Genomic DNA, 12454 nt, shown 5'->3' with positions numbered 1-12454 from the left:
TCTCCCGCGCATTCACGCGATGAGACGTGGCATGCGAGCGATTGACGGTTGCTGAACGGCGGCTGTCAAGCCAGGCGATCGGGTACCTCACGGGCATCGGCGTCGAGCCTGGCCTGCGGCGCCATCGCCTCCCAGGGAAAGACGAACCAGTCCTTCTGCACCGCGCGGTCGATCGTCTGCGCGCCATACTCGACACGCTGGGAGGAGCGGACGTTGTCGAGCAGCACGGCGAAGCGGACCTGCTCCGCCACCGCGCCCTCGGCGGCTAGGGCAGCGCGCAGTTCGCCGATCGTCTTGCCGCTGTCGTTGATATCCTCGACGAACAGCAGCCGCTCGCCGTCGCGGGTGCGCTGCGCAAGCACCGCGACCAGCGCCTCGCCGAACGGCGCGATGCGCGTCGAATGGTCGACCGAGACGAGCGGCAGCCCGATCCGATGCGAGAGATAGACTGCCGGGGTCAGTCCGCCGCGGCCGACGCCGACGAGCAGGGTGGGGGACCAGTCCGCCACCGCCCTGGCAATCGCGTGGACGCCGGCGACGAGCTGGTCGTGGGTAAAGTGGGTGAAGACGATGTCGCCCATCACGCCGCCTCCGCCACCCAGGCGTCGATCGCCGCGCAGTGCGCCGCCACCACCTCGTCGGGCAGGAACGAGCCCAGGAAGCTGTTGCGCGCCAGCGTGGCGAGCTGCTGCTTGCTCAGGCCCCTCCCGCGGGCCACGGCGCGGTAGTTCTCGCCGACATAGCCGCCGAAATAGGCGGGGTCGTCCGAGTTCACCGTGGCGCGGAGACCCAGCTCGAGCATCCGGTCGATCGGATGCGCGTCGATGGTCTCGACGTTGCACAGCTTCACATTGGACAGCGGGCAGACGGTGAGCGTCATGCCGGAGCGCGCCAGCCGGGCGACGAGGGTGGGATCGTCCAGGCTGCGATTGCCATGATCGAGCCGGTCGACCTGGAGCAGGTCCAGCGCCTCGTGGACATAGGCCGCCGGACCTTCCTCGCCCGCATGGGCGACGCGCTTCAGGCCCTTCTCGGCGGCGGCGGCGAAGACGCGGGCGAACTTCGAGGGTGGGTGACCGAGTTCGGATGAATCCAGGCCGACGCCGGCAATCCGGTCGAGCCACGGCTCGGCGGCCTCCAGCGTGCGGAAGGCGTCTTCCTCGTCCAGATGGCGCAGGAAGCAGAGGATCAGCTGAGAGGTGACCCCCAGGCGCGCCTCGGCGTCTGCCATGCCTGCCAGGAGCCCCTCCACGACCGTACCCATCGCGATGCCGCGCGCGGTGTGGGTCTGGGGATCGAAGAAGATCTCGGCGTGGCGCACGCCGTCGGCGGCGGCGCGCTCGAAATAGGCGATGGCGAGATCGCGGAAATCGGCTTCGGTGCGCAGGACGTCGGCACCGGCATAATAGATGTCGAGAAAATCCTGCAGGTTCGAGAACTCATAGGCCGCGCGGACCGCTTCCACGCTGTCGAACGGGATTGCCACGCCATTGCGGCGGGCGAACTCGAACATCTGCTCGGGCTCCAGGCTGCCCTCGATGTGGAGATGGAGTTCGGCCTTGGGCAGGCCGGCGATGAAAGCGTCCAGATTTTCCATCGGTTCACCATCGCAGTGGCCCCGGCGAGTCGCAAGCGCAACCCCGGCGGCACGCGTTGCGTTTGGTGCACATGCCGTCGAGCGTGATTCGCAGCTGGCACTATGACGCGGACGCGCAGTGGCTCGACGTGGTGTTCACGAGCGGACGGGGCTATCGCTATTTCGATGTGCCGGAGGCTGTGGTGGCGGACCTTGCCGCAGCGGGATCGAAGGGAAGCTATTTCAACCGGGAGATCCGGGAACGCTTCGCCTTCGAACCGGCAGACGAGAGATGGCTCCCCGAGTAGGATTCGAACCTACGACCATTCGATTAACAGTCGAATGCTCTACCGCTGAGCTATCGGGGACCACTCTGGTCAACCCCTCGGCGGTGGGTCACCGCGTCGGGAGGCGCGCCTTTAGCACCGGGTTTTCGAAAGGCGCAAGGGGTTTTATGCAATAAATTGTTCCATCGTTATTCGATCGTCCAATGCGTGCTCCGGATCGAACAGCAGCGTGAGGTCGCGCATGCGGTCGATCTCGACATGGACGCTGCAAACCTCGCGGATTTCACGCTGGTCGGCGACCGCGCTTACCGGGCGCTTGTCGGCCTCCAGCACGCGGATATCGATGCGGGTCTTCTCCGGCAGGATCGCCCCGCGCCAGCGCCGCGGGCGGAACGGGCTGATCGGCGTGAGCGCGAGCAGCGCCGAGCCGAGCGGGAGAATCGGCCCCTGGGCCGAGAAGTTGTAGGCCGTGGAGCCGGCGGGCGTGGCGACGAGAATGCCGTCGCACACCAGCTCGGGAATCACGATCCGGCCGTTGATCGTCACTTCCAGCTTGGCGGTCTGGCGCGTCTCGCGGAGCAGCGAGGCCTCGTTGATCGCGGGAAGGACGCAAGTCTCTCCCTCCACGGTCGTCGCGGTCATCGCCAGGGGCGCCACGCGGAAGGGGCGCGCACGCTCGAGCCGCTGGGTGAGCCCGTCGAGCCCCCAATCGTTCATCAGGAAGCCGACCGTGCCCAGGTTCATCCCGAACACCGGCAGCAGCCGGCGCCGTTCCAGCATGGCGTGCAGCGTCTGCAGCATGAAGCCGTCGCCGCCCAGCGCGACGACCTCCTCCGCCTCGTCGAGCGGCACCCAGTCATAGGTCTGGCGCAGTTCTTCCGCCGCGGTCTGCGCCGGGGCGGTGGGGGAGGCCAGCAATGCGCGCAGCTTGGGGACGCTCATCCGCCGGTCACGCTCATATGGCGCGAGACCGCGGGCGCCGCACCGGCCTCAATGCGGAAATCATGCCGTTCCGGTTTCGCGGCCAGGGCGCGATCGATTGCCTCGTCCACCGCGTCCATGCCCCCGCTGCGTATCGCTGCCTTCAGGTCCACCGAATCCTCATGCCCCAGGCACATGTGCAACCGCCCGTCGGTCGAGAGCCGAACGCGGTTGCAGCTTGCGCAGAAATTGTTGGTGAGCGGCGAGATCAGCCCCAGCCGGCTGTCGCTCCCGCCGACGCGCCAGTAGCGGGCCGGTCCGCCGCTGTCGTGCGAATCGGCCGCGAGGTCGAATTCGGTCTTCAGCCGTGCCAGCACCTCCGGCAGCGGCAGGAAGCGATCGGCGCGATCCTCGTCGATCACGCCCATCGGCATCGTCTCGATCAGCGAGAGGTCCATGCCGTTCGCCGCGACCCAGGCGAGCATCGGCGCGATCTCGTGCTCGTTCAGGCCGCGCAGCGCAACCATGTTGATCTTCACGCGCATGCCCGCGGCCTGTGCCGCGGCGATGCCGCCCAGCACCCGGTCCACGTCGCCATGGCGGGTGATGTAGCGGAAGGTGTCCGGATCGCGGCTGTCGAGGCTCACGTTGATGCGGCGGACGCCCGCGGCGGCGAGCTGCGCGGCATATTGATCGAGGCGCGTCGCATTGGTGGTGAGGGTGAGTTCGCGCAAGCCGTCGCCGATCCGCGCGCCGAGCTGCTCGACCAGCGTCATCATGTTGCGGCGGACGAGCGGCTCGCCGCCGGTCAGCCGGATCTTGGTGACACCGCGATCGACGAAGCGCCCGGCGATCGCTGCCAGCTCTTCCAGGCTGAGCACCGCCTCGCGCGGCAGAAACGTCATGTGCTCCGCCATGCAATAGCGGCAGCGCAGATCGCAGCGATCGGTGACGGAGATACGCAGATAGCGGATCGCACGACCGTGGCGATCGACCAGCGAGGGCGGCGTCGCAAGGGCGGGGGCGCTGGCCATGGTCCGGGAGGTAAGGCGTTGTACGGCGACGCACAAGGCTTGGATGGCGGAGCGCGCATCGAGCCGCTATCGAAGCCTTATGGAAGAAGGTTTCACGATCGTCCCGACGACAGCGCCCGTGGCGGAAGTTCCGGTCTTCGTGCTTTCATTCCGCCAGCGGGATGAAGTCGCGGCGGCAGCGGCCGGGGGGGGCTGGCGGGTCGTGGCGGCCCGGCGCAGCGAGGGGCTGGAAACCCGGTTCCTCGCGAGCGGCGCCTCGGTCGCGGTGATCGACGCGCGCGGCGCGATGACCGAGGGGCTGGATGCCGCGCGGCTGCTGGGACCGACGATCAAGGCCTATGGCGCGGCGCTGCTGATCCTGGTCTCGCAAAGCGACACCGTCCATATGGGCCGCTTCTACGAGGCCGGGGCGACGCATTTCCTCGGCAGCCCGATGTCCTCCGCCGCGATCGCCCATGCGATCCGATTCGCCGAGCGCTATGTCGAGCGGCTGTCGGGCTGGGCGGGGCAGGGGACGAGCACGTCGAATCCGCTGGGCTGGCGGTTCGATCCGGCCTCGGGCTCGATCGAACTGACGCCAGCGCTGGCCCAATTGCTCGACCTGCCGGAAGCGCCCGGGCCGCGTGCGCTGTTCGCCCGCCTGGCGCTTTCCGACCGACGGCTTGCCTGGGCCGCCCTGCGACGGCTGCGCGAGGCGGGATCGACCGCCTTCGCCCACGACCTGCCGGGCAAGGGGCGCGTCGTGCAGCATCTCCAATATGATTCCGAAAGCGGTCGGATCGATGCCCTGGTGGAGCCGCTCGGCATGACGCCCGACGCTGGCGCGGCTGTCCGCGACGTGCTGACCGGCGCCCGCGATGCCCCCAGCGCGCGCCGCTGGATCGATCGGGCGATGGAGAAGGGGCAGCGGATCGGCCTGGTGCTGGTGGGCCTCACCCGTTTCGACACGATCAACACCGCCTATGGCCGGCCCGCCGGCGACGAACTGCTGCGCAGCGTGTCGCGCCGCGTTGCCGAGGCTGCCCGCGAGACGCTCGGTTCGGACGTGGTGGTGGCACGGATCGGCGGATCGGATTTCCTGGCGGCGGCCGTCGATCCCGGCACCGTCGCGCTGCGCAACGCCGCGGGGCGGATCGAGGAGGCGCTGGCCAGGCCCTTCGTCGCCGCGGGCGAACTCGTCCATCTCGGCGCCAAGGTGGTGCTGACGGAAAGCGTCGCCGGCGACGGCGCGGCCAGCCTGCTGCGCCGGGCGAGCGAAACCCTGCTCGGGGAAGGCGCCACGCGACCGGGAAGCGGTCCCTCGATCGAATCCCTGATCGGTGACTTGCGGCGCGGCATCGAGCGCGGGGAGATTGGCGTGCTGTTCCAGCCGCAGGTCGCGGTAGCAACGGGCCAGATCACCGGCGTGGAGGCGCTGGCACGCTGGCAGCATCCCCAGCATGGCGAGATCGGCGCGGAGCCCCTGTTCGCGGCGGCGGAACGCGCGGGATTGTCGGGCGTGCTGAGCGAGCATGTCCAGCGTCGGGCGCTGACCATCGCGGCGCACTGGCCGCGCTCGCTGGCGGCGCTGCGGCTTTCGATCAATGTCACGGCCGGCGATGTCGGTCGGCCGGGCTTCGGCGAAAGCCTGCTGCGCTGGGTGGACGCGACGGGCTTTCCGCGCCGCCGGCTGACGCTGGAGATCACCGAGAGCGGCATCATGGCCGATCTCAGCGAAGCGGCGGCGCTGCTCTCCGATCTGCGCACCGCCGGCTGCCGTGTGGCGATCGACGATTTCGGCACCGGCTATTCCAGTCTCGCCTATCTCAAGGCGCTGCCGCTCGACTATCTCAAGATCGACAAGAAGCTGTCACACGACATCACCGGCTCGCCGCGCGACCGGATCGTGGTGCGCGGGGTGATCGACATGGCGCGGTCGCTGGGCCTGGCCGTGGTGGCGGAAGGCGTCGAGACCGAGGCGCAGCTCGACCTGCTGGCCAAGGAAGGCTGCCAGTATTTCCAGGGCTTCCTGTGTTCGCCCCCGATCGACGTGCCGGCGCTCGCCGCGCTGGTACGCGACTGGTGAGCGCCGGCCCTCCGATCAGAGATCGGGTCGCGTGAGCGCCGGCACCGCCGCGGCGGGCAGCGGGCGATAGCCGCCGAAGCGCGCCCCTGCCTTTTCGGTGCGGAACTGCGAGGCCAGGTTGGCAAGGTCGCTGACTTCCTGCGCGAGGTTCTGCGCCGCAGCCGAGGTTTCTTCCACCATCGCCGCATTCTGCTGCGTGGCGCGGTCCATCGCGCCCACGGCGTTCGATATCTCGCCGATCGCGGTCGACTGCGCACCGTTGTCGCTTGCCATGCTGCCGAGCAGATCGTGCACCTGGCTGACGTCGCCCGAGATGTTGGCGAGCGCGCCGTCGACCTTCTGCACCGCGTCCACCGCGACGACGATTTCCGCCTGGGTCATGGTGAGCTGTTCGCGGGCGCGGCCTGCCTCTTCCTCGGCACGCATCGCCAGGGCCGAGACGAGATCGGCAACGACTGCGAAGCCGCGGCCTGCTTCTCCGGCGCGACCGGCCTCGACGGCGGCGTTCATCGCCAGAACGCGCGTCTGGAAAGCGATCTTGTCGAGGCCCTCGATGACGCTGTCGGTACCCTTGGCGGCTTCGGACACGCGGCCCATCGCCTGCGATGCTTCCTCCGCGATGGCGCGGCCGTGGCTCACCGTGGAGATCGCCTGATCGGCGCGGGTGACGGTGTGGCGCGCCGCCTCGGCCGTGGAGCGGAAGCGCGCGTCCATCTGCGAGACGGCGGCGGTGGTTTGCTCCAGGCTCGCGGCATTGCCCTGGGTGCGGCGCGAGAGATCCTCGGCGGCCTGCGAAATCTCGTTGATGCCCGAACGGATCCGCATCGTGCCGTCACTGACCGAAGCGATCATCTCGCGGATGCGGTCCAGCGTCCTGTTGTAGCTCTTCTCGAGCGCGGCGAAGCTTGTCGGCAGGCCGCTCAGCTCGTTGGTGAGATCGCCGTCCGACAGGGCGTTCAGCGCCGTCTCGAAGGCAGTGATCGCAGCTTCGCGTTCTGCCTGCGCTTCTTCGAAATAGATCGACAGCGAGACTTCCATGTCGAGCAGCGCTGCCTTCACCAGCGCGATCGTCGCCTTTTCGGCGCTCGGGCCGCGGAACAGGCGCAGCAGGCGCCTGAAGGGATTGTTCAGGCGGTGCACGCCCGCGATCAGGTGCTGCAGCACGATCGCATAGCTGCCGACATACCAACGCGGCTCCAGCCCGATACGGGCGTGGGTGGCGCCGATGCGGCGGGCGCTGGCGTGATAGTCCGCGTTGAACTCGCCGGCGGCGATCCGCGCCCAATGCTTTTCCTGGGCCGCCTTGGCGCGGCCGATATGCGCCTGATCGCGGAAGAAGCGTGCGGTTTCCGGCGTGGCGGAGGCGCGCGCGTAGAAGCGGTCGAGCGCCTCGCCCATCGTCGCTTCCACCCATGGCTGGGTGGCTCGCAGCGTGTTGCGCTGGGCCTCGTCCAGTTCCATGAAGCTGAGCCGCGACGTCATCTGTTCGGGCACGGGGCCGATCCTTTCCTGTCTCACGAATATGGTATCCGCTCCGTACGGCAAACCATTCTTAAGCATCATAGTACGGTCGAAAGGACAGGTGGGGCGGTTAAGTACAATTCCGGTGTGCGCGTGTCCTTACCCCGACAAGTCCTTAGTTGTGTGAGGAAAACGATTTCCTTTTGCGATATGCATTATGGAGTTTCGCAAATGCGAAAAGATGAGCTTTGATATTGCTGCAGTTATTGGGCGAGGCAGTTGGCAATGGGGGTTAAGGAATGATGTTGCTGGGATTGTTGATGGTAGTGGGCGGCATTGATCAGAATGCCGTCGACAAGGCCATCGCTGAAAGCGTTGCAGGTTGGAATGCCGGCGAAGTTGAACGCTTTATGCAGGTTTATTCAGAAGGTGCCGATACCAGCTTCATTGCCGGCGACGGGCTGGTGCGCGGAAAGGCGGCGATGACCGCCCGGTATCGCGAAAAATACGACTTTGCGGATCCGGTAAAGCGCGGGACGCTTACCATCGAGCGGCTCGACTATCGCCCGCTCGGCCGCGACTATGCGCTCTACATTGGCCGCTACACGCTGCGCTACCCGGATGGGCACAGCGCGTCCGGCCCCACCAGCCTCGTGCTGCACCACGAAGCCGGTGGGTGGAAGATCGTCGCCGACCACAGCAGCTGAGCCGTTAGCAGCTGAGCCGGATCAGCCGGCGGCGCGTGCGAGCCCGCGGGAGAGCTGGAGCGCGCCGTGCAGCCGCGCCGCGGGGTTGGCCCAGGCGCGGTTGATCACCAGCTTCATGTCCGGCCGCAGCCGCGCCGTCTCGCCCAGTTTCTCGACATAGGCGATCAGCGCCGCGGGGTTGGGGAAATGGTCGTTGTGGAACGATACCAGCGCGCCCTTCGGCCCCAGGTCCAGCTTGGCGATGCATGCCTTCTTGGCGTTGAGCTTGGTTTCGATCAGGCGCAGCAGATTGTCGGTCGCCTCGGGCAGCTTGCCGAAGCGGTCGATCAGTTCGGCGGCGAAGCTCTCGATGCCGTCGGTATCCTCGACTTCGTTGAGGCGGCGATACAGGCCCATGCGCAGGTCGAGATCGGGGACATAGTCCTCGGGGATCATGATCGGCGCATCGACGGTGATCTGGGGCGACAGGTCCTTCGGCCGGTTCTCGTCGCGCAGGCCGCCGGCCTTGGCCTCCATGATCGCCTCTTCCAGCATCGATTGGTAGAGTTCGTAGCCGACTTCCTTGATGTGGCCCGACTGCTCGTCGCCGAGCAGGTTGCCCGCGCCGCGGATGTCGAGATCGTGGCTGGCGAGCTGGAAGCCCGCGCCGAGGCTCTCGAGGTCGGACAGCACCTTCAACCGCTTTTCCGCCGCCTCGGTCATCTGCCGCTGGGGCGGGGTGGTCATGTAGGCATAAGCGCGCGTCTTGGCCCGGCCGACGCGGCCGCGCAGCTGGTAGAGCTGCGCCAGGCCGAACTTGTCCGCGCGGTTGATGATCAGCGTGTTGGCGCTGGGGATGTCGAGCCCGCTCTCGACGATGGTGGTCGAGACCAGCACTTCGAACTTGCGGTCGTAGAAGGCGGAAATCCGCTCCTCCACTTCCGTGGGGGACATCTGGCCATGGGCAACGACGTAGCGCACCTCGGGCACCTCGTTCCGCAGGAATTCCTCGATCTCGGGCAGGTCGGCGATGCGGGGGGTGACGAAATAGCTCTGGCCGCCGCGATAATGTTCGCGCAGCAGCGCCTCGCGCAGCACGACGGGATCCCAGGGCATCACATAGGTGCGCACCGCGAGGCGATCGACCGGCGGGGTCTGGATCACCGAAAGTTCGCGCAAGCCGCTCATCGCCATCTGCAGCGTCCGCGGGATCGGCGTGGCGGTGAGGGTGAGGACGTGGACGTCGGTTTTCAGCGCCTTCAGCCGCTCCTTGTGCGTCACGCCGAAGCGCTGCTCCTCGTCGACGATGACGAGGCCCAGGCGCTTGAAGTCGATATTCTTCGCCAGCACCGCATGCGTGCCGACGACGATGTCGATCGTCCCCGCCGCAAGCCCGTCCTTCACCTTCTTGGTCTCGCCAGCGGTGACCAGGCGGGAGAGGCGGCCGATCTCCAGCGGGAAGCCTTCGAAGCGCGTCTTGAAATTATTGTAATGCTGGCGGGCGAGCAGCGTGGTGGGGCACACCACCGCCACCTGCATGCCGGCCATCGCCGCGACGAAGGCGGCGCGCAGCGCGACCTCGGTCTTGCCGAAGCCGACATCGCCGACGACCAGCCGGTCCATCGGCCGACCCGCGGCGAGATCGCCCAGCACGTCGCCGATCGCGCGATCCTGGTCGTCGGTCTCCTCGAACGGGAAGCGGTCGACAAACGCGGGGTAACCGCCATGATCGGGCTCGGCGATCTCGGCGCCGCGCGTGGCGCGCAAGGCGGCCGTGGCGATCAGCTCGCCGGCGATCTCGCGGATCCGCTCCTTCATCCGCGCCTTGCGGCGCTGCCAGGCCTCGCCGCCCAGCCGATCGAGCGTCGCGCCTTCCTCGCCCGAACCGTAGCGGCTCAGCACTTCGAGATTCTCGACCGGCACGTAGAGCTTGTCGCCGCCGGCATATTCCAGCGCGACGCAGTCGTGCGGCGCCTTCTGCACCGGGATCTGGGTCAGCCCTTCGTAGCGGCCGATACCGTGATCGATATGGACGACGAGATCGCCAGGCGACAGCGTCGCCAGTTCCTGGAGGAACGCGTCGGTATTCTTGCGGCGCTTGGCACGGCGGACGAGGCGGTCGCCGAGCATGTCCTGCTCGGTGAGTACCGCGACGTCGGGCGTGGTGAAGCCGTGATCCAGCGGCAGCACCAGCAGCGCGACCTGCAACCCGCTGCCATTGGGGTTGGCGACACCGAGCGCGGGCTGCCAGCCATCGACCGGCACCGCACCGGTGAGGCCGTGGTCTTCCAGCAGGCCCTTCAGCCGCTCGCGCGCGCCGTTCGAATAGCTGGCGAGCACCGGCTTCTTGCCCTGCGCCCGCAGCGCCTTGAGGTGATCGACCACCGCTTCGTAGACGTTGCTGGCTGCTGCGCGCTCGGGGGCGAAGTCGCGCGGGCCCTCGACGCCGAACTCGACCACGTGCGCCGATTCGGGCTCGTGGAACGATGTCGCCAGATGCATCGGCTGCGCGTCGACCTGCGCCTGCCATTCCTTGGCGAGCAGATACAGGTCGCCGGCCTTGAGCGGGCGATAGCTGCCCGGATCGGCCGATTGCGCGCGGATGCGGTTGTCCTGATAATCCTTGATCGCCTCGAACCGCTGCTCGGCGGCGGCGGGGGTGCCGCTGTCGCGGACGATCACCGCGGTATCGGGCAGATGGTCGAACAGCGTCTCCAGCCGCTCCTCGAACAGCGGCAGCCAATGTTCCATGCCGGCAAGGCGACGGCCGTCGCTGATCGCCTGATAGAGCGGATCGCCGGTGGCGGTGGCGCCGAAGCGGTCGCGATAGCCGCTGCGGAAGCGCTTGATGCTCTCCTCGTCGAGCAGCGCCTCGCTGGCGGGCAGCAGGGTGAAGCCGTCGACGCGGCCGGTGGTGCGCTGGTCCTGCGGATCGAAGGTGCGGACACTCTCGATCTCGTCGCCGAAGAAATCGAGTCGCAGCGCCTGCTCGGCGCCGCTGGGGAACAGATCGACCAGGCCGCCGCGCACGGCGAACTCGCCATGATCGTTGACCGTATCGACCCGGACATAGCCGTTCGCCTGGAGCTGCGATGCGAGCTTGTCGAGCCCGATGCGCTCGCCGGGGGCGAGCCGCGCGACCAGCTGGCGGATGCGGAACGGGGTGAGCGTGCGCTGGGTCGCCGCGTTGACCGTGGTGACGAGCAGACGCGGCGCCGCACTCTTGCCCTGGAGCGCGTGGAGCGTCGCCAGCCGCTCCGCCATCACCCGCAGCGTCGGGCTGGCGCGATCATAGGGAAGGCAGTCCCATGCCGGGTAGCTGAGCACCTCCAGCTCCGGCGCGAAGAAGGTCGCGGTGGTCGCCACCGCGCGCATGCCCGCTTCGTCGGCGGCGACGAACACCGTCATCCGGCTCGCGCGGGCGAGATCGGCCAGCATCCAGGGCAGGAAGCCGCTCGGCACGCCGGCGAGCGTGAGCGGATGCTGGGCGGAGAGGATCGTCTTCAGGTCGGGCATGGGGTCTCGCGTCGAGCGTTTGGATCATTCCCCCTCACCCTTCCGCCGCTGCGCGGCTCCCTCCCTCTCCCACAGGGGGCGAGGGAGCGGGGATCGAAACTCCCTCTCCTCTTGTGGGAGAGGGAAGGGGCCCGCCGCCGCAGGCGGTGGGATGGGTGAGGGGCTTCGCTAGTTACTCGGAAATAGGTACGTAATTCAGGGTCTTGAGCGCGTCGAGGATGGTGCCCCGATACTGCGCCGGTGCGATGTCGGTGCCCATCGCCCAGGCCATGATGTCGACGTCCTGCTCTTCGAGCAGCGTCTCGAACAGCGTGATCTCCGCGTCGTTCCACTTCTCGCCATGCTGGTCGAAGAAGCCGCCGATCAGCAAGTCGGCTTCCTTGGTGCCGCGGTGCCAGCTGCGGAAGCGGAGGCGCTTGAGGCGGGTTTCTCGGTCCATGGCGGGCTTTCCCAACGGCAGGCGCGCGGCTGCACGCCTGAGCGCGGCCGATACGCGGTTGATCACGAAAGCGCAGATAGGGACGCCGATGCGGAAAGGCCAGCGTGCACTTCCGGGTATAGGCGTGGAAGGCTTGTTAACCGAAGCGAGCTACGATTGCCTTCTCTTTGGGTGAGTAAGGCTAGGGTACGATGAGCGAGACTGTGACCAACAAGCTGCGTTTCGTGATGCTGAAGTCGATCAACGGCGAGCCGATGCTCGTCAACATCGCGGCAGTTCGCACGGTCAGCACGATCAACATGGCGGGCGAGGACGTGGGCGTCATCTCGTTCGGCAAGGATCATGAAGTCGTGATCGGCTCGTCGGTGCCGGAAGTCGTGCTTGCGATTGAAGCCGCGCTCACCAGCCACAGCCCGATCTTCCTCAACGCCTGAACCGCGGCAAGGGCGCTGCGACCGGCGCAGCGCCA

11 protein-coding genes and 1 tRNA gene are annotated in these 12454 nt (G+C 67.5%); 4 read left to right on the top strand and 8 right to left on the bottom strand.

The features are described from left to right. Positions 1-65 precede the first annotated feature (65 nt). Together SPI01S_RS03975 and SPI01S_RS03970 are read right to left on the bottom strand one after the other, a co-directional pair. A complete protein-coding gene (locus SPI01S_RS03975; protein WP_066718443.1) occupies positions 66-581 on the bottom strand; it encodes a phosphoribosyltransferase in 516 nt (171 codons plus the stop codon). After that, positions 581-1597, bottom strand: a complete 1017-nt coding sequence (locus SPI01S_RS03970; RefSeq protein ID WP_066718439.1) for an adenosine deaminase — start codon at positions 1595-1597, stop codon at positions 581-583. The genes SPI01S_RS03975 and SPI01S_RS03970 overlap by 1 nt, the downstream gene beginning before the upstream one ends. A gap of 83 nt (positions 1598-1680) precedes the next feature. Between SPI01S_RS03970 and SPI01S_RS03965 the strand changes: the two genes are divergently transcribed. Beyond that, the gene (locus SPI01S_RS03965) at positions 1681-1884 is read left to right on the top strand and encodes a KTSC domain-containing protein (protein ID WP_245653459.1); all 204 of its coding nucleotides are present in this window, start codon (positions 1681-1683) and stop codon (positions 1882-1884) included. On the opposite strand, the gene SPI01S_RS03960 is transcribed toward SPI01S_RS03965, so the two are convergent. From SPI01S_RS03960 to moaA, 3 genes are all read right to left on the bottom strand, one after another. Beyond that, positions 1870-1944 (bottom strand) — tRNA-Asn (locus SPI01S_RS03960). The two genes, SPI01S_RS03965 and SPI01S_RS03960, sit on opposite strands and share 15 nt — an antisense overlap. A gap of 84 nt (positions 1945-2028) precedes the next feature. Further along, complete coding sequence (locus SPI01S_RS03955) at positions 2029-2805, bottom strand: NAD kinase (RefSeq protein WP_066718435.1); 777 nt, start codon at positions 2803-2805, stop codon at positions 2029-2031. After that, a complete protein-coding gene (moaA, locus tag SPI01S_RS03950; RefSeq protein ID WP_066718432.1) occupies positions 2802-3818 on the bottom strand; it encodes a GTP 3',8-cyclase MoaA in 1017 nt (338 codons plus the stop codon). The genes SPI01S_RS03955 and moaA overlap by 4 nt, the downstream gene beginning before the upstream one ends. Positions 3819-3897: 79 nt before the next feature. Here moaA and SPI01S_RS03945 point away from each other — a divergent pair, with 79 nt between their 5' ends. After that, positions 3898-5883 carry a putative bifunctional diguanylate cyclase/phosphodiesterase gene (locus SPI01S_RS03945; RefSeq protein ID WP_066718429.1) on the top strand — a complete coding sequence of 662 codons (1986 nt, stop codon included), beginning with the start codon at positions 3898-3900 and terminating at the stop codon, positions 5881-5883. Between the two features lie 15 nt (positions 5884-5898). Here the strand turns inward: SPI01S_RS03945 and SPI01S_RS03940 are convergent, their stop codons facing one another. After that, the gene (locus SPI01S_RS03940) at positions 5899-7365 is read right to left on the bottom strand and encodes a methyl-accepting chemotaxis protein (RefSeq protein ID WP_066718424.1); all 1467 of its coding nucleotides are present in this window, start codon (positions 7363-7365) and stop codon (positions 5899-5901) included. Between the two features lie 278 nt (positions 7366-7643). Between SPI01S_RS03940 and SPI01S_RS03935 the strand changes: the two genes are divergently transcribed. After that, positions 7644-8051, top strand: coding sequence for a YybH family protein (locus SPI01S_RS03935; protein ID WP_084253241.1), 408 nt, complete (start codon positions 7644-7646; stop codon positions 8049-8051). 21 nt (positions 8052-8072) lie between these two features. Here the strand turns inward: SPI01S_RS03935 and mfd are convergent, their stop codons facing one another. After that, entirely contained in the window at positions 8073-11546 is a 3474-nt protein-coding gene (gene mfd / locus SPI01S_RS03930; protein WP_066718421.1) for a transcription-repair coupling factor, read from the bottom strand. Between the two features lie 172 nt (positions 11547-11718). Further along, positions 11719-11985 (bottom strand): FAD assembly factor SdhE, encoded by a 267-nt coding sequence (locus tag SPI01S_RS03925; RefSeq protein ID WP_066718416.1) that lies wholly within the window; start codon positions 11983-11985, stop codon positions 11719-11721. Between the two features lie 191 nt (positions 11986-12176). Between SPI01S_RS03925 and SPI01S_RS03920 the strand changes: the two genes are divergently transcribed. Further along, entirely contained in the window at positions 12177-12419 is a 243-nt protein-coding gene (locus SPI01S_RS03920; RefSeq protein WP_066718414.1) for a hypothetical protein, read from the top strand. The last annotated feature ends 35 nt before the right edge of the window (positions 12420-12454 follow it).

Source organism: Sphingomonas pituitosa NBRC 102491, assembly GCF_001598435.1.
Lineage (GTDB): Bacteria > Pseudomonadota > Alphaproteobacteria > Sphingomonadales > Sphingomonadaceae > Sphingomonas > Sphingomonas pituitosa.
Note: the sequence above shows the minus strand (reverse complement) of the source record. Positions and strands in the feature narration are given on the sequence as shown.